We start from the raw sequence: 21,436 nt of genomic DNA, 5'->3' as shown, positions 1-21,436 counted from the left end.
TCCTCTTCCTTCACCCCGTCAGCCGATGGCCTGGAGCACCCGCTCCCGCTGCGCGTCGAAATAGCGCACCGCCGATGCAAGCGTGAGCCGGTGCGCCGCGAGCAGCGCCGCGAACACCACGCCCATGACGGGGACCAGCCAGCTCGATGCGGTCCGCTGGCACACCGCATAGAGCCCGCCGAGCGAGCCGCCGGTGACGATGGTGAGCGCCAGGGAGACGAGCACGAGCCCGATGGGTGCGCTCGTCCCGCGCGTATCGCGCCGGGGCAAGCGCCTCGGGAGCCAGGCCGAGGTCCAACGGCCGGCCATGTTCTGCGCGAGAAAGAACGAGCCGCCGAGGAACAATCCGGCGAGGAGCTCGTCCGGCGGCGCCTCTTGCACGAGGCCGAGGAGGGCCGCGAGCAGCACCGCCTGCACCGCACAATAGGCCCCCATGCCGAGGCTCTTGCCGCGAAACAATGTCTCGGTGGAGACGGGCAGGAGAAAGAGCGACTTGATGCCGTGTCCGTCCAAGCCAAATTGATTGAGCTGGATGGCCGACGTAGAGAGCATCACGTAAGCATATGCGCCCGGGGTGCTGAGCGCGCTGCCGAGCCAGTGGAGCAAGGGCAGGCGGATCAGCGCGATGGTGAGCAGCGGCGCGATCAACCCGAATCGTCCGATGGCGCTATCCATCAAGGTCAACCACGTCAGGCGCGCCACCCCCCACACGGGCGAGCCAAAGCTCCAGAGCCGCGCACCTTGCGAAGCCGGCGCGATGCCGCCCGAGGCCACCTCGCGCGCCATGAAACGCGACGCCACGAAGACGCCCAGGAGCAAGAGCCCCAACGGGTACGCATGGCACGCAAACGCATCGGCATAGCGTCCCTCCGCCATGAGCGCCACGCTGCGAACGCCCTGCGTGCCCGGCAGCCACTCCGCCGCCGACTCCAACGCCGCGCGCAGCTGCGTCACCCGGGCACCGATCCCCTCCGCCGTCAGCGGCGTGCCGCTCGAGGTCGGCCGTCCCAAGGAGACGAGCAGCTGGGTGGCGACCGCGCCCACCAGAATGAGCATGCCGAACGCCACACGAAGCCGCCGCAAAAGAGCGGCCGCCAAGCTGGCGACCAAGGTCTGCGTGATCAGCACGAACCCGGCGCTCTCCACGGCGAGCAAGACGAGCACCGGGGCTGCCCGCGGCTGCCCGATCCCCAGCGCGATCATGTTGGCCAGGATCATCGTGGAGAGCAGGAGGGGCACCAGATCGAACAAGCTCGCCAAGAGCTCGGCCGCGAACAGAATGGCGTGGCGGATGGGGAACGCGCGGTAGCTCTCCCACGCGATTTGCCGCCCGCCGCCGGTGGTGCCGCTGAGGATCCCCCCGCCGAACGACACGAAGAGGAGAAAGAGCCCGAGCATGCGCTGCATGTCGATCTCCGTAATGTACTCTCCGGCGAGGTACCCAATGGTGGCCGCCCACGCCACCAGCGGCAGCACCATGGTCGCCATCAAGACGATCACCAGCGCCACCATCGCGATGAGACCGCGGCGGCCCATCTCGCGGCGCACGCGGTTGGTCGCCGTCTGCACATGGCTGGCGATGACCGCGCGAAGGACGAGAAACGCTGCCAGCGGCTTTCGACCAGGGGAATTTAGAGCCAAGAAAGCTCCCCGGTTCGTGCGCCGCCCACCAGATCGACGAAGACGGACTCCAGCGATGCACCGCCCGCGCGGAGCTCTTCGATGGGCCCGAACCCATGAAGGCGGCCGTCGTGCAGGATGGCGATGAGCGGGCAGAGACGCTCCACCACCTCGAGGATGTGCGACGTGAGCACGAGGGTGGTGCCGCGACCGCGCATGGCCAGGAGAATGTCCTTGATGGTGCGGCTGGTCACCGGATCGATCCCCTCGAAGGGCTCATCCAAAAAGACGAGGCGGGGTGCGTGCAAAATCGCCGCGCAGAGGGCGATCTTCTTCTTCATTCCAAAGCTGTATTCTGCAAGCAATGCGCGGGGGCCCGCCGCGAGATCGAGCTTGATGAAGAGCTCCTCGGCGCGCGCGTCGATGACCTCGTCCTCGAGGCCATACATGCGGCCGACGAAGCGCAAGTACTGAGGCCCGGTGAGCATATCGAGCAGCGCCATGTCCTCGGGCATGACCCCAATCTGGCGCTTCACCTGCATTGGATCGGCCGCCAAATCGAGGCCGAGCACGCGAATGCTCCCCGAGGTGGGTGCAAGGAGGCCGGTCACCATCTTGAGCGTGGTCGACTTGCCCGCCCCATTGCGGCCGAGGAGCCCAAGAAACGCGCCAGGTTCGAGGGACAACGAGAGGCCATCGACGGCAACTTTTTCGCCGAACCGCTTCGTAACCTCGTGAAGCTCCAGAGCAGGGTGGTGCACGATGACCATCTATACCACCCACGACCAAATTCCGTCTCGCAGCGCAACCTTACCGCCGGGACGGCGAAATCGCGTGCGTCTACCGCGCACGGGCTCGCGGGCGTCTGTCGTATGGGATCGCGGGCGCGGGCCGCTCGGGATCGCGGCCGGCTGCCGTGCGCGGATCGCGGGCGTCTGCCGCTCGGGATCACGGGGCGCGGGCGGCCGCCGCACGACCGTCTGCCGTGCGCGGATCGCATGCGTCTACCGCGCGGGATCACGGGGCGCGGGCGGCCGCCGCACGACCGTCTGCCGTATGGGATCGCATGCGTCTGCCGCGCGGGATCACGGGGCGCGGGCCGCTCGCGACCGCGGCCGTTGGCCGTGGGGCTCGCGGGCGCGGGCCGCTCGGGATCGCGGCCGTTTGCCGTGGGGCGGTGGCGTGCACGTGCTCGGATCGTATGCACCCGCGCGCGCATGCACACGCGCGCACCGCTCGAACGCGGGTGCGCGCACACGAATCCGATGCACATGCACGCGAACGAGTCATAATCACATGCAGGTGCACGGGCAGGTAATCAAATGCACTCTTTTGATCGTCTTCCAAATTCGCGATTGATGAACCGATAAATCAATGTTAGGCAATTGCGGTCGTTCGTGGTGCGGACCTCGGTGACCGGTGTCGACAGACGCTCGGGCTGGGTCGCGCTGGGACGATGAATCATACCGAATCGACACCGCCGATCGGTTGGCGTCTACGACGCACACCCATCGATTCGTATACGAACTATTGGATCGGACGCGACGTTATCGCGTCCAAGCGACGCGCGCGCCTGCACACGCAGTCATTTCCAGTCGATTCGGGGACTCGAATGAACACCCCGCTGCACTCGACAACGCTGGGAGGTTTATCGGCCATGACACACAGAGTCCTATCGAACAAAAATCGTCGCAATTGGCTTTTGCCCGCGTCCTTGACGCTTCTTGCATGCGCCCCACTCGCATGCTCCGGCAACACCGATGTTTCCGACACGTCGTCCCCCGCTGCAAAAGCCATCGATGCACTGCCTCAGGCCGAGGTCATCGCCACAGACGAGGCCACGGGAGTTCCCACGTACATCGGCGGCCATCTCGGGGTCGCCTCGCTCAGGGATCCCGGCACCGAGAACGATGTGCGGGCCGCGCTCGCGACCATCGCCCCCGTTTTTCACGCCAATGCGGCGGATCTGGTGCTGAAGAGCACGGATCGGGACGCGCTCGGGGATGTGCACTACCGCTATACGCAGTTCAAGAACGGGCTCGAGGTGATCGGCGGCGAGCTGCTCGTCCATAGCCGCGGGGGCGTTCTTTATGGAGCCAATGGAAGTGCGCGCGACGATTTGCCCGCGCCGGCAAAGGCGAGCCTCTCGCCGCAGGCGGCCGTAGGTGCGGCGTACGGCGCGTATGCCTCGCTCGCCGGCGCCGAGCTCACGGCCGAACCCAAGGCGGAGCTCGCGTATCGACCGTCCTACGACGGCGATGCGCTTCTTCTCGTGTACAAGGTCACGGTGCAGGGGACCGAGGCCGATGGCACGCCGATTCTGGACACGGTCCTGGTCAATGCCGTTTCGGGGGCCATCGTGGATCGCATTCCGAGCATCCACACGGCCAAAAACCGCGAGGTGCACAATTTGAACGGCAGCACGGTGCTGCCGGGGCCGGTTGCGCGCACCGAGACGGGGCCCGCGTCGTCGGACTCCATCGTGAACACCAACTTCAATTTGTTGGGAACCACGTACGACGCGTACAGCACCTTGTTCAATCGCGACTCCATCAATGGCCGCGGCAGCAAGCTCATTAGCTCGGTGCACTACAGCCGCGCCTACAACAATGCCTTCTGGAACGGCACCCAGATGGTTTACGGTGATGGCGACGGGAGGACATTCTCGAACCTCGCGACCTCCCTCGACGTGACCGCCCATGAGCTGACCCATGGCGTGACCACGGCCACCTCGAACCTCATTTATTCGAACCAATCGGGCGGGCTCAATGAGTCCGTCTCGGATATTTTTGGCCAAGTCACCCAATGGTTTGGCGCGGGAAAGGTCATTTCGCCCGGCATCTTTCAGGTCGGCGAAGATATCTTTACGCCCGGGACCCCCGGCGACGCCCTTCGCTATTTGAACGATCCAAAGAAGGACGGGCGCTCGCTCGACTTCTTCGCCGACTACCGAAACGGCATCGACGTGCACTTCAGCTCCGGTATCTCCAACCTGGCGTTCTTCCTGCTCGCGCAAGGTGGCAAGCACCCGCGCGGCCGGTCGACCGTCCAAGTGACCGGAATCGGGATCGAGCGCGCGGCCCAAATCTTCTACCGGGCCAACACATCGATCTTCACGGCGAGCACCACCTTCGCCCAGGCGAAGACATGGACCAAGCAAGCCGCCACGCAGCTTGGCTACCCCGCCGACGTCGTCGACTCCGTCGATGCAGCTTGGCGCGCGGTCGGCGTGAATTAGTCTAAAGGTGCGCGCGCAAGCTTCGCGCATGACGTGACGGGTGCGATCACGGGAAGACTGGAAGACGAGAAGCAAGAGCATGGCTTGTCCATCCCTCGAGTTTCCCGTCTTCCCGCCTTCCCGTGATCAACCTTTTGTATGCGCGGTGCGCATCACGCGGCGTGCGCAAGCGTGCGGACCGTTGTTACGCCTTGGTTCGTGACGCCGCGGTCCGACAGGAAACGAAACGTTGCACCTTTTGCATCCGGCGTGCGCATCACGCGGCGTACGCGTTCGTGCGGACCGTTGTTACGCCTTGGTTCGTGACGCCGCGGTCCGACATGAAACGAAACGTTGCACCTTTTGCATCCGGCGTGCGCATTCATGCGGCGTACGCGTTCGTGCGGACCGTTGTTACGCCTTGGTTCGTGACGCCGCGGCCCGACATGGAGACAAAACGTTGCACCTTTTGCATGCGTCACGCGCGTTTCATGCGGCGTGCGCGTTTCGTGCGGCGTGCGCAAGTGTGCGGGCCGTTGTTACGCCTTATTTCGTGAGGCCGCGGCCTCGACGTAAAGACAGAACATATCGGCGGTGGCCTTGGCCCATCGTTCGCCTTCTTCGGGCAGGAGCTTTCGCTCGGTCGCCCGCTGTGCGATGGCGGCGAGCGCGGAGCTCATGAAATCGGCCATGAAGGCGATGTCCGCGCCGTCGAGATCGGGGAGCGCCTCTTTGAGGAAGGCCACGGCCTGGACCTGCCCGCGGTCGTATTGGGCTTTGGCCTGCGGTGAGTCGCGCGCCAGTGCGCCGGCCTCGCCGAGGGCGGCGCGGACGTCGCCCTCTTCTTCGTCGGTGCGAAAGACGGTGAGGACGGCGGCCCGGACCCGTTCGAGCGGCGTGATGCGCGGGCTCTTCAGGATTTCTTGGACATAGCCCACGGTGGTGCGCCAGCCGGCCGCTTGAAGCCGAAAGAGCAGCGCCTCGCGGTTCGGAAAATATTGATAGAGGGAGCCTACGCTCACCCCTGCCTCCTCGGCCACCCGCACGGTCGTGAACTGATCGACGCCGTCCCGCTTCAAAACGCGAACGGCCGCCTCGAGAATGCCGGCGACCGTTTGGATGGAGCGCGCTTGTTGCGGTTTTTTGCGGGGTGCGATCGTGGCTTTCTTCGGCAAAGGCATGGGCTCACGAACGATTGTACCTCCCGCGAAACCGATCGTTCAGCGAAACGATACGATGGCGGCCGTCTGCACTTCGAGCGAGCCCGCGCTGGAACCAAGGCGACCGGTGGTTGGATCGCGCGGGAGCCAGGTCACGCTGTTGGAGCGCTGGTTCGAGACGTACATCCAATGTTCGTCCGGGCTCAAGACGAAGTGGCGGGGCCAGTTGCCGCCGGTCGGTGTGGTGCCGAGGAACTCCAGCCGCGCGCCCTGATCCTGCACCGCGAACGTGGCGATGCTGTTCTCGCCGCGGTTCGAGGCATAGACGAATTTGCCGTCGGACGAGATGGCGATCTCGCCAGGGTAGTTGGTGCTCGTGGTGCCCGGCGCCACCGTGCCGACGACTTGCCCGAGCGTGAGCTCCCCGCTTTTGTCATCCCACGTCGCCACCGTGACCACCGGAACCAGCTCGCCTAGGATGTAGACGCGATTGGCCGTGGGGTGAAAGGCGAGGTGCCGCGGGCCGGTGCCCGTGGGCAAGGTGACCTTCGCGTGCTGCTTCAGTTTGCCGGCGGCCGGATCGAACGCATAAACGAACACCGAATCGGCGCCCAAATCCACCACCAGCACCCATTTGCCGCTGGGATCGACCAGCACCTGGTGCGCGTGCGCCTCGCGCTGCGTTCCCGTCTGGCGCACGAGATCCGTCGACTCGCCGATGCGGCCATCGGCCTCGATGCGGTGCACCGCCACCGTGGCATCGCCGTAGTTGGCGGTGAGCAGATGGCGCCCGCTGGGGTGCACGGTCACGTGCGTCGGCGCCGCCCCGCGACTGGGCTGGGTGCCGAGCACCTTGGGCTGCTTGGGATCGGAGACGTCGAGCGCGGTGAGCTGGCCGGCCGTCTCGAACTCGTTGGTCAGATAAAGAAAACGGCGGTCGGCCGAGTAGGCAAACCACGATGCCTTGGGGACGTCCGGAACTTGCCCCAGCGCGATCAGCGCGCCCGTTTTTTCATCCAATCGAGCGATGGTGAGGCCGCTCGGTGTACTGTATCCGCCAATGTAGATCACGCCCGACCCTTTCTCGGATTCGCTTCGCCAGACCTTACGAGCCCATAGCGCACCGCCGATGCCGGCGATCCCCACCGCAGCCAGAAATTGACGGCGCTTGACGATTCCTCGTCCTTCCTTCTCCTCGGACACTGTGCACCTTCCCCTTGGTTACGGTCCGGTACCCGTGCAGACGCACGGATACACGCGCGCGCTCGCGACTCGCGCAGAGGGGTTACATCACGATATGGTGCAGGGGGCCATTGGAAAAGCGTCCCCCCGGCACACTAACGGCCTACGGCATATCCTTGCATACCCCGCGCATTGGCCGCTGCGCGCAAGAGACCATCGGTGGGATTGCGGGATACAGCGGACAGTCGACCGAGCGACCAGGGGCCGGCATCGATCACGCGGTGATGACGTGCGCGCAGCTCTTCGAGCACATCCGCACCTAGCCTGGACTCGACCACCAGCTCGCCCGGCCGCCAGTTGCGCGGAAAGAAGGAGCTGGGAAACGCAGCGGAGTGCCAGGCCGGCGCGTCGATGGACTCTTGAAGGTTCAATCCGCCGACCGTGTGCGCGAGCCAAAAGCACAGCTGCCACTGATCCTGTTGATCGCCGCCCGGGGTGCCAAACGCCAGGCGAGGCTCGCCATGGCGAAGCGCCATCGACGGGGAGAGCGTGATGCGCGGGCGACGGCCCGGACGCAAGCCGCTGGCCAAGTCGGGCTCGAGGCAGAACATCTGGGCGCGGCTGCCCAAGCAAAAGCCCAGCTTCGGAATCGTGGGGGACGATTGCAGCCAACCGCCCGAGGGCGTGGTGGAGATCATATTGCCATGGACGTCGACCACATCGACGTGCACGGTGTCACCCCGCACGGTGCCATCGCGCCGCACAGTGGGATCGCCCAGCGCATCGCTCAGGGCCGGATCGAAGGAGCGATCGGCGGCCGCATACGCGGGGAGGCGCGGCGCGCGGCCGTCGGGCGAGCCGGGACGGAGCTCCAACGAGGCGTGGTCTCCGACGAGGGCGCGGCGCTGGTTTGCGTAATCGCGCGATAAAAGCGTATCTAGAGGAACACTGGTATCATCGCCATACCATGCTTCGCGATCGGCGAATGCCAACTTGGCACACTCGACAGCAAGGTGAATCGTCTCCGCCGTGGGGGCTCCTTTGGAGTAGGACAACCGATCGGCAAAGCCCTCTAAAAGGAGGAGTTGTTGTGCGAGCACCGGTCCTTGCGTCCATGCACCGCACTTCACCAAGGTCCATTCACCGAGCTCCACGGTGAGCGCGTCCTCGAACGAAGCTTGCCAGCCGGCCATGTCTTGACCGGTCAGTACGCCCGCGTGATCGCGCCCGGAGTCATCGCGAAAAGCCTGACGGCAGAAGGCATCCACCTCCTCGGCCACGAAGCCGTGGGACCATGCGCGCCGCGCCGCCTCGATTTGGGCCTCGCGATCGCCGCCCGCAGACTCGGCCTCGGCCAGGAGGCGCTCCCACGTATCGGCCAACCTTGGATTGGCGAATCGCGTGCCGTGGGCGGGGGGCCGGCCGCGCGGTAGCCAGAGCTCCGCCGACGTGGGCCAATGGTCCGTAAATAAATCGGAGACGGCGCCGATTGTTTCAGAAATGCGCGCGATGATGGGAAAGCCCCCGCGCGCATAACCGAGCGCCCGCTGGAGCACCTCGCGCAAGGTCTTGGTGCCGTAGTCGCGCAAGAGGAGCAGCCAGCCATCCCACGCACCAGGAACCGTGGTCGCCAAGAGCCCGCTGCCCGGGATGAGATCGAGACCGAGATGGCGGTAGTGCGCGATGGTCGCACCGGCGGGCGCGACCCCTTGGCCGCAAAGCACACGCGGCCGCGATTCGCGCGCGGCATAGAACACGGCGGGGACTTCGCCCCCCGGTCCATTCAGATGCGGCTCCACCACCTGCAACACGAAGCCGGCGGCCACGGCGGCGTCGAAGGCATTGCCACCTTCTTCCAAGATGGCCATGCCGGCGGCCGAGGCCAACCAATGCGTGCTCGCCACCATGCCATGCGTACCAATGAGCTCGGGACGGGTCGTAAACACATCGATCCATCTAGCGCCCGCCCCCGTGAGCAACAAGGATCACACGGGCCGCTTTTGACCTGCCCGCGCTCGATTCCACGGCAATGAGTACGCGGTTGAGGCGCTCACACCTTTTTGATGTGCATTGACCTCACAGACCGAGGGCCCTCCCGACACTGATCGATCGAGGCACCCGCGCAGGCTCGCGGAGCACCTCGGAGGGTTGTCGCATCATGTCATCCATCAACATCGTGCTCACCGGCGCCACGGGCTTTCTCGGGCGGCATTTGCTGCACGAGCTCCTCGAGCGCGATCCCGATCTTCACGTGTTCGCCATCGTGCGCGCCACCCACCCGGCGCACGCGCGGCTGCGGGTGCTCGATGGTCTGATGCGCGCCTCGCAGAGCCGCGGCTCGTACCTCTCCCAAGACGCGCATCGTCGGGTCGAGGTGCTGGCGGGCGACATGGTGAGCGTGGGGTGCGGGCTCGATCGCTACGACATGCAGCAGCTGCGCGAGGCGCGGATCACCGAGTTCTGGCACCTCGCGGCCACCACGGACTTCGATGCCGGGAACACCGACGCCATCGTGCGCACCAATGTCGATGGCACGAAGCGCGCTTTCGCGTTGGCCGAGCGCATCGGCGCGCCGCGGTTCATTCACACATCCACGTCGTATTGTTGCGGCCAGGTCTCGGGCGCCATCGACGAGGCGCTGCACCCGCTCGATGCCCCCTTCGTCAACGCCTACGAGCAGAGCAAGTGCGCGAGCGAGCACGTCCTCGCCGCGGCCGCGCGCAGCCGGAGCACCCTCGACTGGCGCATCGTGCGCCCCTCGGTGATCGTGGGCCCCGCGGACACGTACGCATCGGGCGGCGCCAACCATGGGCTGTACGGGTTTTTGCGCGCCATTCATGCCCTGCGCGATGCGATGCGGCGCCAGGAGCTCCCGCTTCGCCTGTCGGCCGATCCCGACACGGAGCTCGATCTCGTGCCGGTCGATCACGTGGTGGACACCCTGGCGGCGCTGCGCGAGGCCGGCTTTCCCAAGGGCCCCATCCACCATGTGACGAGCGAGGGATGCCCGCCCTTGGTCGAGACCTTGAACGCCATGTGCGACGCCGTCTCCGTGCCCCGCTTGGCCCTCGTCCCGGATCCCGTGAAGGAAAGGGCGCCGCTCGAGAAGGCGCTGGAGGCGGCCACGAACCTCTACGCCGGCTATTTGCACGGCGGCAAGAAGCGCTTTGCGCGCGCCTTTGGCGCCCCCATTTCGCTCGACGCGAACGACGTACGGCGCTTCTGCACGCAGTGGGTCGAGGAGCGACGCACACGAAGCGCTCCGGGGCCGACCTCGTTCACGATGCGCGGGTGCAGCGGTGCAAGCACTCGATGATCGCCCCCCGGTGGTGGTGACCGGCGCCACCGGGTTCATCGCGCAGCACTGCATCGCGACCTTGCTCGCGCGCGGCCACCGTGTGCGCGGCACCGTGCGCAGGGCGGCGAGCGTCGAATCCGTGCGCGACGTGCTGGCGAAGCACGCCGATGTGAGCCGGCTCGAGTTTGCCATGGCCGATCTCGATCGCGACCATGGCTGGACCGACGCGCTGCGCGGGTACCGGTACGTGATGCACTTGGCGTCCCCGCTGCCGGCGCGCCCGCCGAAGCACGAGGACGAGCTCATCGTCCCGGCGCGCGAGGGCACCTTGCGCGTGCTGCGCGCGGCGCACGCCGTGGGGGTCAAGCGCGTGGTGCTGACCTCGTCGCTCTCGGCCGTGATCTTCACCAAGGATCGCACCGCGCGCACCCACAGCGAAAAAGACTGGTCCGACGACGAGAACTTGGGCGCCTACGACAAGAGCAAGACCTTGGCCGAGCGCGCGGCGTGGGAGTTCGTCCTCGCCAGCCGCGGGGCCATGGAGCTGGTGGCCATCAACCCGGGGCTCGTCCTCGGCCCGCTGCTCGGCGGCGATCCTTCCGCGTCGGCCGAGGTGGTCCGGCGGCTGCTCGCGCGCGAGGTCCCCGGCTCGCCCCGCATCGGCTGGGCGATCGCCGACGTGCGCGACGTGGCCGACGCGCACGTCGCCGCCATGTTCACCCCCGAGGCGGCCAACCAGCGATTCTGCTGCGCCAGCGGTCACGCGTGGATGCCGGACATCGCGCGCATGCTGCACCAACACTTCGCGCCGCGCGGCTACCGGGTGCCGACGCGCACCCTGCCCGACCTGGTCCTGCGCGCCATGGCCTTCGTCGACCCGTCGCTGCGAACGGTGACCCACAAGCTCGGACGAAGGGTCGACGTGTCGACCGAGAAGATCACGCGCGTGCTGAACTGGAAACCGCGCTCCATCCACCATGCCGTCATCGACATGGGGGAGAGCCTCATCGCCCACCGATTGGTCTCGGCCTCGGTTTGAACATGGAGCCTCCGATGGCATGGGGAAGCGTGCTGACATGGCCACTCGGGGCGCTGCGCGCGGTCCTCCTTCGCGCGGCGGCGCTCGTGCTCTTCCGCAAGGTGGCGAAGCACCTGAAATACGTCCTCCATGTGGCCCGCCTGCCGGACGAGCAGCCCATCCTCTTGGTGCCGAACCATCAGAGCTACTTCGACGGCCACGTGATCGCCTTCCTTCTGTGGACCCTCCACGGGCGGCGCGCCTACACGGTCACCAATGTCAAGGCCTTCCGCGGCACCTGGGCGCGCCTCTATCACGAGACCGCGGGCGACATCGCCGTCGACCCCGCCGATCCCGCCGCGACCTATGCGCGGATCCAGAGGGAGCTCGCGAGCGGCAAGACCCTCATCATCTACCCCGAGGGCCACCGCTCCGAGAGCTCCGCGCTCCTGCCCTTTCGCTACGGCGCCTTCAACCTGGCCGTGCAGCTGGACGTGCCTCTTTTGCCGATCGCCATGCGCGGCACCGGGCGCGTTCTTCCAAAGGGGAGCCTCTGGTTCCGGCGCGGCGAGATGGCGGGGGTCGCCTTTGGCGAGATCGTGCGCCCCAGCGACTTCACGGAGCCGGACGGCGATGCACGGCGCCGCGCGCAGCGCGTGATGGAGCACACGCGAAGGACCCTCGAGGAGCTGGTCTCGGCCACCGACGCGGAGCTGCTCGGGGACGACGCGCTGCACCTCGAGGCCGAGCACCTCGCCGACCGCGCGCGCGACGCCCTGGAGCGCCTGCTCGACAAAGGCGCCGAGAACGTCTCCGCGCGCGATGCCCTCCGCGTGCTGCGCATCACCCGCCTCGGGCGCCGGTTGGCATGGTCGCTGCGGCTGGAGGTGCAGCACCTGCGCGCCTTCGGGTTCTTCGTGGGGTCGCTCCCGGTCTTCGCCTCCATCTTCTTGCTCCCGGGGTTTCGCCGCCGCATCGACGCGCTGCTTGCGCGCGATCCGCGCCAGCCTTACGTGAATTATGTCCTGGGGCAATACATGCTGAGGGTGCCGGGCATCCTCGGCGGCGACAAAGCACGCGCGGTCTCCGCCATGGAGACGGCGTACGAAAACGCCGCCGCGTACAATCTCAGCCCCAGCCGCTTCGCCGTGAACTATGCAGCATCGCTCGCCAAGAACGGGCGCACGGACGAGGCGCTCGATCTTTTGCATCACCACTTCGGCGCCGGCCCCGAGAGCGACAGCCTGCGCCACATTCGCCGCTGGCACCGCGCGCAAATGCTGCTCAAACGACTCGGTCGCGAACGACCCACGGCCCGCATCCTCACCCAATGATCAGGCAATCATCATGCATACCAGGACCTTCACGGGACGGAACCTCTTCGACTTCGGCTACCTCCTCGAGGCGCGGCGGGGGGCCCACTTCGCCGATCTCTCGCCCGACGAAGTGATCGCGCTCTTCGAGCGGCACGGAGCGCTCCTCTTCCGCGGCTTCTCCCTCGAGCCGTCGAACGTCCTCGACGCCGTGAACCTCTATTCGCACACCCTCCTTCGGATGGACGCACCACGACGGCGCGACGCCCTCGGCACCGGGGGCACCAGCGTCCTCACCGACTACCCCGGACTGCCCATCCCGCTCCACTCGGAGAATAGCTACTTCTTCCAGCAATACTGGCCCGAGATCGTCTGGCTCTATTGCGAGCGCCCGCCCGAGCACGAAGGCCACACGCTCCTCTGCGACGGCGCCCTGGCGTGGAACGAGCTCGACCCCGGATTGCGCAAGCAATTTCTCGAGAAGCGCCTGGTCTATCGCCTGTGTGTGCCGAAGGAGCTCCTCGAATATGGCATCAACGCCGACGATGGCGAGGGAAATATCCGCGCGGCGGTGGAGCACATGGCCCGAGGGACCCCCGGCGTTCGCCACTGGTTCGACGACGCCCGAAACCTGCATGCGGAGGTGAAACGCCATGGCGTCACATTGGGACGTGACGGCCGGACGTGGGCGTTCGCGAACCACGTCTGCTCCTATATGGAGCCGGCCATCGAAGATGAAATTCGTTTCGAGGACGGTATGCCCATCGCGCCGCGCGCCATGCAGCAAATTCGGAACGCGACCGATCGGCACACGCGCAAAGTCGAGTGGGTCGCGGGCGATCTTCTCATGATCGACAACCATCGCGTCCTGCACGGACGCACGGCCTATGATCCTGCGTGCGAACGGCGACTCATCTCAGCCATGACCCTCACGGCAAATTTTGCGTACGGACAATCCTTTCGCGTAGCAATCAGCCGGCGCTCTGCGCGAAATAACCACGACCGACCGTAACGAGCGTCTTGTCGATTGTGTGAAGTTGCGACAACCTCATGCGAATCCCATTCGCGTGCATCGCAATTGCATATCCTTTATCGAAATAGATGGACGGGGAAGCTGCTGGCGGCATCGTGTCGACTGAGCTATCGTTCCGCCGTATTTCGCATTGGTCCCGTCGTTTTCAGGGAAGGGTGTGCATGTGACATCGCGAGACGGATCCGCGACCGATGATTTGGCGCTCCTCGACCGTTGGAGCGGTGGCGACGAGGCGGCCGGAAAGCTGCTGCTCAAACGCTATTTCGATGTACTTTATCGTTTCTTCGCCAACAAAATTTCCTCCGACACCGACGATTTGGTGCAGCAAACGATGATGGCCCTGCTGGCCGCGCGGGACCGCTTCGAAGCACGCTCCACATTCCGTGCGTATTTGCTGAGCATTGCTCGCTTCCAACTTTACGAGCACTTGCGCCGTCGCAAGCGCGCGGCGGAGTTGTTCGAGTACGACACCGTCACCGCGTTCGATCTGGACCCCTCCCCCAGCACACGGGCAGCCGAGCGGCGCGATCACGAGCTGCTCTTGGGTGCGCTGCGCCGCATTCCTCTGAACTTTCAAATTGCCCTCGAGCTTCATTACTGGGAGGACCTGAGTGGTCCTGAACTCGCGCAGGTCCTCGGGGTCCCCGTCGACACCGCGTACAGCCGCGTCAGGAAAGCGCGCGAGCTCGTTCGAAGGCAGCTCAAGATCCTCTCCGCCGTTCCCAGCCGCACGGCCGCCGCCCATGCGTCGAGCACGGTGGCCTCGGGCGATGGGGAAGAGGAGCGGGGCCTCGACGATTCGTTGATGTCGGCAGGGCGAGGCTAGCGCCATGACGCCGAAGTCGACGATCGGCCCCGAGCCTCGCCGGGATTCGTTGGCCGCGCCCGAGGCGCTGCCGGAGTCCCTTGGCTCGGGCTCCGATGCATTCTCGCGCCTCGAAGGGATGATGCGTGCCGTACGTCCCAGCGTACGCGTCGATCCCGATAAGTTCCCGGTGGGCCGCGAGCTGGTGGACGGCCGCATCCGGCTGGGCCGCAAGCTCGGCAAAGGCTCGATGGGCACCGTGTACGAGGCCACCGATCAAGGGAGGCCCGTGGCGCTCAAGATCCTCGACGGGGTCCAAGCGTCGCACGTGTACCGGCTAAAGACGGAGTTTCGCCGGCTCTCGGAGCTGATGCACCCCAACGTGATCTGCGTTTACGAGCTGTTCAGCGAGCAGGGCGAGTGGTTCTTCTCCATGGAGCGCGTGCACGGGCTCCCGCTCAACCGCCACATCGAGCTTCGCTACACCCCTGCCCCCAAGGGCGCCGGAATCGGCTTCGACGAGGGCGAGCTGCGGGGCCTTCTGCGCGCGCTCATCGAGGGCATCGCCGCCATTCATGGCGCGGGGCTCGTCCACCGCGATCTCAAGCCGCACAACGTCATGGTGCGCGACGATGGCCGGCCGGTCATCCTCGACTTCGGGTTGGTCACCGAGGATCGCGTGGGCGGCGTGGGGCAAACCTTGGCCGATCGCATCTCGGGCACCCTCGGGTACATGGCGCCGGAGCAGCTCTTGGGCGGCCCCGTCTCCCGCGCGGGCGACTGGTACGCGGTGGGCGCCATCCTCTACCAGCTCCTCACGGGTCGGATGCCGCGCACTGCGCCCGACGTCACCCGAGATGGGGCCATTGCACCGCGGCCCCTGCCGCCCTCGCGGGTCGTCCGCCATCGGATCGCGCCCGATCTGGAGGCCCTGGCCATGCGGCTCCTGGCGGCCGATCCGAGCGCGCGGCCCACGGCGGACGAGATGATGGCGCTCTCCAGCGGGTGGCCGAGCGTCGAGCTCGCGACGGCGCCACCCCTCACGACCTTGCCGGGCGAGCGGCCCTTCATCGGCCGCGAGGCGGAGCTCGCCGCGCTCCACCAGGCGTTCGAGCGCACCCGCACCGGCACGGCGTCCATCGTGCTGCTCGATGGCCCTTGTGGAACGGGCAAGACCACCTTGCTCCATCGCTTCACGTCCGACGTCCGCGCGCGAGGCGCCGTGGTGCTCGAGGGGCGGTGCTCGGAGTGGGAGTCCGTGCCGTACAAAGGCATCGACGGGATGGTCGACGCGTTTTCGCGCGTGCTCCTGCGGATGCCCGCCGAGCAAGCGGTGCAGTTCGTGCCGCGGCACGCGTCGGCGGTGGCGTGCCTCTTTCCGGCGCTGCTTCGGGTCGAAGCCTTTCGCGAGGCGGCGGAGGCCGGCCGCGAGGTGGACGAGCAGCTGCTCCGGCGGCAAGCGTTCGTGGGCACCAAGGACATGATCTACCGCCTGGCCGAGCGCCACCCGGTGGTGGTGGTGCTCGACGATCTCCAGTGGGCCGACGCGGACAGCATGCGCCTCTTGGCGGAGTTTTTGTGCGGGCCGGACGCGCCCGGCATGCTCCTGGTCGCGAGCTTGCGCAGCGAGGACGCGCGCCCCGAGGAGCTCTCGGCGCTCCTCTGCGCTCCGAATACGATTGCCGTGCCGCTCGCGCCCTTCACCGACCAGGAGAGCCGGGCGCTCGCCATCGCGCTCTCGGCGCGAAAGAGCGCGCCCAGCGACGCGGTGCTCTCGTGGGTCGTGCGCGAGTCGCGGGGGATGCCGCTCTACATCGCCGAGCTGGTGCAGGAGCTCGAGGGCAGCGAGCCTCGGCCCGAGCTCTTGTCGATGCGGCAGCTCTTGCTCGAGCGCATCGAGCGCCTCACCGACGATACGCGCGCGCTCCTCGAGCTCATCGCGGTGGCCGTGCGCCCGGTCACCTTGCCCATCGCGAGCGCCTGCGGGGTGCCGCACGTTCAAACGTCGCTCCGGCAATTGCTGGCGCGGCGGCTGGTGCGCACCATGGCGCTGGCGGGCAACGGCACGGGCTTCGAGCCCTACACCGAGCAGGTGCGGCGCGTGGTCATGCGCGCCATTCCGGACGAGCGCGTGACCGCGCGCCATGCGGCGCTGGCGAAGGCGCTGGAGACGCTCCCGGCCGTCGATCCGCAGTGGCTGCTCGCGCACTACCGCGGCGCGGGCGACCATCAGCGCGCCAAGCGCTACGCGATCCTGGCGGCCGATCGCGCGCTCGCCGCGCTGGCGTTCGAGCATGCGGGTAGCTTGTATCTCACGGCGCTGGAGTGCAGCAGCGAGCACGAGCCAGACTGGGTGGCGCTCAACGTATGCTGCGCCGACACCTTCGCCAAAGCCGGCCGCGGCGCCGAGGCGGTGCGCGCGTACCTTCGCGCCGCGCGCACCGCGCTGCCGGACGAGCGCGCGCGGCTGCGCACCTTGGCGGTGTCGCAGATGATCCGCTGCGGCTACCTCGACGAGGGGATCGAGCTCTTGCGCGAGACCATCCGAGACGTGGGGCTCACCTGGCCGGAGAGCGAGCGAAGCGCGCAGTGGATGCTCATCACGAACCGCATGAAGGTCCGCCTTCGCGGGCTGCACTACGTCGTGCGGCCCGAGTCGGAGGTGCCGCCGGAGCTCTTACGCAAGCTCGACGCGCTGCACCCGGCCCAAACCGCGCTCGGGGCCTTCGATCACCTTCGCGGCGCCACCTTCGCCGCCGTGACCTTGCCCTTGGCGCTGCGCGCGGGGGAGCCGAAACGGCTGGTGGTGGCCCTGGCCAGCGAGTCCGTCTACAGCGCCATGCTCGACGGCGAAGACGGCGAGGCCCGCGCCAGCGCGGTGCACCGGCAGATCGACGAGCTGCAGCGGAGCGGCACGGGGCCGTACGAGCGGGGGCTCTGGCATATGGCGCGCGCCATGTGCTCGTACTGGATGGGGCACTGGAAGGACGTGAGCGCCGCCGCCGAGCGCGCCGACTCCATCTTTCGCCACGAGGTGGTCGGCGCCTCGTGGGAATCGTGCCTGGTGCGCTCCATCCGGCACACGGTGCTCTTGCACACGGGCCGCATCGGCGATCTGGCCGAGGAGCTCCCCGACGAGCTGAAATATTTCTCCGCCAGCGAGGCGCGGTGCAACTACCTGGACCTCTTGCGCCGGAGCATCGCCCTGCACCTGGCGCGCGACGACGTGACGATGGCGCGCTCCACCTTGGAGGAGCTCGCCCGGCTACGCGCCGAGTACCCGTTCATCGCGCTCGATCACCTGATCATGTCGTCGGTGGTGAGCTTCCATTTGTATTGCGGCGACGTGGAGCGCGCGCAATACGAGCTGCGCGAACGGTGGGTGCACTGCAAGCGCCTCGGCATGGACCGGCTGCCGATGGTGCGCCTGACCGTGCTCGCGATGGAGAGCGACTGTACTTTGTTCGATGCGCGGCTCTCCGACGCGGCGCGCATCACCCGCCTGCGGCACCTCGCCAAGCTCGCCGCCAAACAACGGATCGCATGGGCCGGCGCCCTCGCGCACCTGCTCCAGGGCGCAGCCCACGAGCTCATAGGCGATCCCAGCTACGGCGCCGTCAAGCTTCGCCGCGCCATCGACATCTTCGACCAATGCGGCATGTCCGGCCCCAGCGCCGTGGCCTGCATGCACCTCGCCCGCCTTTTGACCCCGACATCCCCCACCCCCGGCGCCGCCGCCTCCTTGGCCGTCGTCGACCTGGAAGAGCGCGTGCGCGCCTACTTCACCAAGGTTCCCATCGCCCGCCCCGAATCGTGGGCCCGCTTGGCGCATTCGCTCTATTAACGCGATTTGCGTGATGAGCGCGGCCTGGCTCAACCCCATCCCGTCATGACGAAGCGGTTTAGCCCGCGCAAATTGACGCGGTCGAGCCACTCGACCTGGAGAGAGTCCACCTCGAGGCGGGGAAAGCGTTTCAAGAGACGCTCGAACGCCACCTCGAGCTCCATGTTCGCCAGCTGCGCGCCGATGCAGAAGTGGCGGCCGCCGCCGTAGGTGGCGTGCTGCACGCCCGTGCGGGTCACGTCGAGCCGATCCGGATCGTCGAACTGCGCCGGATCGCGGTTGGCGGCCCCCAGCATGCACATCACCACATCGCCTTTGGCGATGGGCTTTCCACGGAGCTCGAAGCCCTCCATGGCCACCCGGATCACGATGTTCGACGAGCCATCGAAGCGCAAAAACTCCTGCACGGCGTTGGGCACCCACTCGGGGTGCGCCCGCAAGCGCAGGAGCTCCGAAGGTGCGCGGAGCAGCGCGTGCAAGCCATTGCCGATGGAGTTCGCCGTGGTCTCGTGGCCGGCGAAGAACATCCCCGCCACATTCATGAGCAGCTCGTCCTCGCTCAGCTTTTCCTCTGCGCCTGCGCCCGCGTCCGCACCTGCGCTCACGGCGAGCAAGCGATCGACCAGCCCCTCGCCGGGGTTCCGGCGATGCGCGGCGATCCGATATTTCAGATATCCGAAGAACTCCTGAACGGCGGCGCGCATTTCGTCTTTTTGTGCTTTCGTCACCGTCATTTCCACGAAGGGGGCAAACGCCGCGCTCCATCTTCGCAGCTTGGGGCAATCCTCGTACGGAAAGTCGAAGAGGCGGCCGATGACCGCGAGCGGCAACGGCAGCGCAAAGGCGCTCATGAGCTCGAACGGCTCGCCGTCGCGGAGCTCGGCGATCAGCCCGTCGGCGATCGACTCCACCACCCCGCGCATGGCGCGGACCGAGGCCGGCGTAAAGGCGTGCGCCATGAGCCCGCGCAGCCGGCCATGGTTGGGCGGATCGGTGTTCATCATGTACAAGCTCGCGAAGTGGGCGAGCTCGGGGTGCTCCTTCCACGTGCCTTTTCTCTCGAAGCCCGACCAATTCCGCATATCCCGGCTCATTCGCTTGTCGCGCAGGATCTGCATCACATCGTCGTAGCGCGTGACGGCCCACGCCCCCCACCGCGTGCGATGCACCGGATCCTCGGCGCGAAGGCGGGCCAACGTAGGATAAGGGTCTCTGCGAAACTCGGGATCCAGGAGGTTCAATGTCCATTCGGCGTTCATACGCACCTGCCTTTACGAGCCCGACAGGTCCGATTGCGCGCTCGCATAATCGCGCAAGCGAAGGCGCTCCACCGCGGGCTGGTGGCACGTCTCCATCAACTCCACCAGCGATGCGAACAGCGCATCGCCCGTCGTGCGGCGGGCGGCCGGGTGGGCCGACGTCGCGTTGTAACAGAATCGCCCCCCGATCGAGCGCAGCCAAACGATGAACATGGGACCGCCCTTCATGGCCGTATTGAGGCCGAACACCTCCTCCAGCACCAGCGATCCCAGGCGCTCCGGATAGGGATATTCGCCGACGCTGCTGACGTTCACCGACTCCGCGATACCGCCGCTCGCGACGTAGTCGACCCCCTCCTTCGCCAGCGCCGCTTCCAGATCCGAAAGGCCGTCGAGCACCTGGTGGAAGAGCAACGGCGAACGCCGGTGCGACTGCTGCACGGCCCGCCTTTTCAACGACCGCGCCAGCTCCCAAAAGGTGATATCGTCGCGAACGCGTACCCCGATATCGGACGCCCCGATGAGCAAACCCATTTGCGGCGCCGTGCGCGCGAAGTCCTCCAGCTGCCCGCGCAGGCTGAAATCCATGGTCATCGGGAACTTCAAGCTCCCGCCCGACGAAGGGAGCGCGCCCGTCCGCGCGTGAATCAGCCGCAGCGAGGCGAACTGCGTCGCCGCCGCGAACGCGCCGCCCACGGTGACCCCGTTCCTCTTGCACGCCTCGCGCACCTTGCGGAAGGCCTCGCCCCGGCCGGTGTGAAAGTGGCAATGCGTTCGAATCGACTGCCCTGGCGGCAGGGCCCCTTCGATGGGAAAAGGGCTATAGGTCGCGTAGAGGCGCTGGGAGCGGATCAAGCTGCGGCGCACCAGCGACGTGAGGATCTGCTCGTGGAGGCGCGCGGGGAGCTCGGTCAACACCGCGGGGGTGTGCGGCAGCGGATCGAGCACGCTGGAGTCGTGCCAGTGCTGCGAGGGATCGGCGATGAGCTTTTGCGCCTCGCGCAGGAGATCGTTCAAGAGGCGCATGAGGGACAAGCCATCGACCAGGGCGTGGTGCGCGACGACGATCACGTGCCCTCCGTCGTCCTCGTTCGGGACCCACACCACGCGAAACATGTATCCGCGCGCGATATCGAACTTGCGGTTCGCTTCGCGCTCGACCACGCGCTGCCAGAGCGGGGCGCCGTCCGGCGCGAGATCCTCGCCCGAGCGCACCTCTTCGATCACCACGCGGCGCACGTTGGGCTCGCAAAACTCGAACACGGGCCGCGAGCCGGCGCCCTTCGGCCGGACCATGCGCGCGCGCAGCCCCGGGTGCCGCCGCTGCATGCGAAAGGCGGCGCGATGAAGGACGGTAATCGGTAGATCGCCGCGGACCTTTCCGACGATGAGATCCGATACGCCGAGCTGGGCCATGGTCAGCTCGAGCCCGCGCACGGCGCGCCGGGACTCGACGATCACGGGCCGTATCTCCGAGACGAGGTCCTCGCGCGCGGGCTCGGACCTTTCCATTCGTCGTTGCATTCGGGATTCCTGTCGTTCGATGCGTCACGAATGAAGTGTGGCGGGCGGCCCTTTGCTGTGACGGAAAAAGGTGGCTCGTGCGGATACCCATCGCTTCCGGCGCTCGACCGAACTTTCCATGACACCGCGGCCCCGCTCGCGACACGTCCTCGTTATCGCGCAC

The 21,436-nt window shown here is 66.8% G+C and carries 14 protein-coding genes; 7 read left to right on the top strand and 7 right to left on the bottom strand.

The annotated features are described in order from the left end of the window. Window positions 1-18: 18 nt before the first annotated feature. Together LZC94_00930 and LZC94_00925 are read right to left on the bottom strand one after the other, a co-directional pair. Window positions 19-1,641 (bottom strand): hypothetical protein, encoded by a 1,623-nt coding sequence (locus LZC94_00930; GenBank protein WXB15843.1) that lies wholly within the window; start codon window positions 1,639-1,641, stop codon window positions 19-21. Continuing rightward, window positions 1,632-2,381 (bottom strand): ABC transporter ATP-binding protein, encoded by a 750-nt coding sequence (locus tag LZC94_00925; GenBank protein WXB15842.1) that lies wholly within the window; start codon window positions 2,379-2,381, stop codon window positions 1,632-1,634. Before LZC94_00925 ends, LZC94_00930 begins: the two co-directional genes overlap by 10 nt. A gap of 896 nt (window positions 2,382-3,277) precedes the next feature. On the opposite strand from LZC94_00925, the gene LZC94_00920 reads away from it, so the two are divergent. Beyond that, the gene (locus tag LZC94_00920) at window positions 3,278-4,858 is read left to right on the top strand and encodes a M4 family metallopeptidase (GenBank protein ID WXB15841.1); all 1,581 of its coding nucleotides are present in this window, start codon (window positions 3,278-3,280) and stop codon (window positions 4,856-4,858) included. A 518-nt stretch (window positions 4,859-5,376) separates the two neighbouring features. Here the strand turns inward: LZC94_00920 and LZC94_00915 are convergent. From LZC94_00915 to LZC94_00905, 3 genes are all read right to left on the bottom strand, one after another. Further along, window positions 5,377-6,018 (bottom strand): TetR family transcriptional regulator, encoded by a 642-nt coding sequence (locus LZC94_00915; protein WXB15840.1) that lies wholly within the window; start codon window positions 6,016-6,018, stop codon window positions 5,377-5,379. A 39-nt stretch (window positions 6,019-6,057) separates the two neighbouring features. Then, entirely contained in the window at window positions 6,058-7,200 is a 1,143-nt protein-coding gene (locus LZC94_00910; GenBank protein ID WXB15839.1) for a lactonase family protein, read from the bottom strand. 134 nt (window positions 7,201-7,334) lie between these two features. Beyond that, entirely contained in the window at window positions 7,335-9,125 is a 1,791-nt protein-coding gene (locus LZC94_00905) for a gamma-glutamyltransferase (protein ID WXB15838.1), read from the bottom strand. A 212-nt stretch (window positions 9,126-9,337) separates the two neighbouring features. Between LZC94_00905 and LZC94_00900 the strand changes: the two genes are divergently transcribed. From LZC94_00900 to LZC94_00875, 6 genes are all read left to right on the top strand, one after another. Then, window positions 9,338-10,495, top strand: a complete 1,158-nt coding sequence (locus tag LZC94_00900; GenBank protein ID WXB15837.1) for an SDR family oxidoreductase — start codon at window positions 9,338-9,340, stop codon at window positions 10,493-10,495. Then, window positions 10,479-11,516, top strand: coding sequence for an NAD-dependent epimerase/dehydratase family protein (locus tag LZC94_00895; GenBank protein ID WXB15836.1), 1,038 nt, complete (start codon window positions 10,479-10,481; stop codon window positions 11,514-11,516). Before LZC94_00900 ends, LZC94_00895 begins: the two co-directional genes overlap by 17 nt. A gap of 14 nt (window positions 11,517-11,530) precedes the next feature. After that, window positions 11,531-12,829 (top strand): 1-acyl-sn-glycerol-3-phosphate acyltransferase, encoded by a 1,299-nt coding sequence (locus LZC94_00890; protein ID WXB15835.1) that lies wholly within the window; start codon window positions 11,531-11,533, stop codon window positions 12,827-12,829. A 13-nt stretch (window positions 12,830-12,842) separates the two neighbouring features. Continuing rightward, a complete protein-coding gene (locus LZC94_00885; protein ID WXB15834.1) occupies window positions 12,843-13,820 on the top strand; it encodes a TauD/TfdA family dioxygenase in 978 nt (325 codons plus the stop codon). A 184-nt stretch (window positions 13,821-14,004) separates the two neighbouring features. Continuing rightward, window positions 14,005-14,667 (top strand): RNA polymerase sigma factor, encoded by a 663-nt coding sequence (locus LZC94_00880; GenBank protein ID WXB15833.1) that lies wholly within the window; start codon window positions 14,005-14,007, stop codon window positions 14,665-14,667. Between the two features lie 4 nt (window positions 14,668-14,671). Then, window positions 14,672-18,490, top strand: coding sequence for an AAA family ATPase (locus LZC94_00875; protein ID WXB15832.1), 3,819 nt, complete (start codon window positions 14,672-14,674; stop codon window positions 18,488-18,490). Window positions 18,491-18,519: 29 nt separating this feature from the next. Here LZC94_00875 and LZC94_00870 read toward each other — a convergent pair whose 3' ends face one another. Together LZC94_00870 and LZC94_00865 are read right to left on the bottom strand one after the other, a co-directional pair. Further along, window positions 18,520-19,749: a cytochrome P450 gene (locus tag LZC94_00870; protein ID WXB15831.1), complete on the bottom strand. Its 1,230-nt coding sequence runs from the start codon at window positions 19,747-19,749 to the stop codon at window positions 18,520-18,522. 12 nt (window positions 19,750-19,761) lie between these two features. Next, window positions 19,762-21,273, bottom strand: a complete 1,512-nt coding sequence (locus LZC94_00865; GenBank protein WXB15830.1) for a condensation domain-containing protein — start codon at window positions 21,271-21,273, stop codon at window positions 19,762-19,764. Window positions 21,274-21,436: the final 163 nt, after the last annotated feature.

Source organism: Sorangiineae bacterium MSr11954, from assembly GCA_037157815.1.
Lineage (GTDB): Bacteria > Myxococcota_A > Polyangia > Polyangiales > Polyangiaceae > Pendulispora > Pendulispora albinea.
The sequence above is the reverse complement of the archived record's forward strand: the minus strand, read 5'-3'. Positions and strand labels throughout refer to the sequence as shown.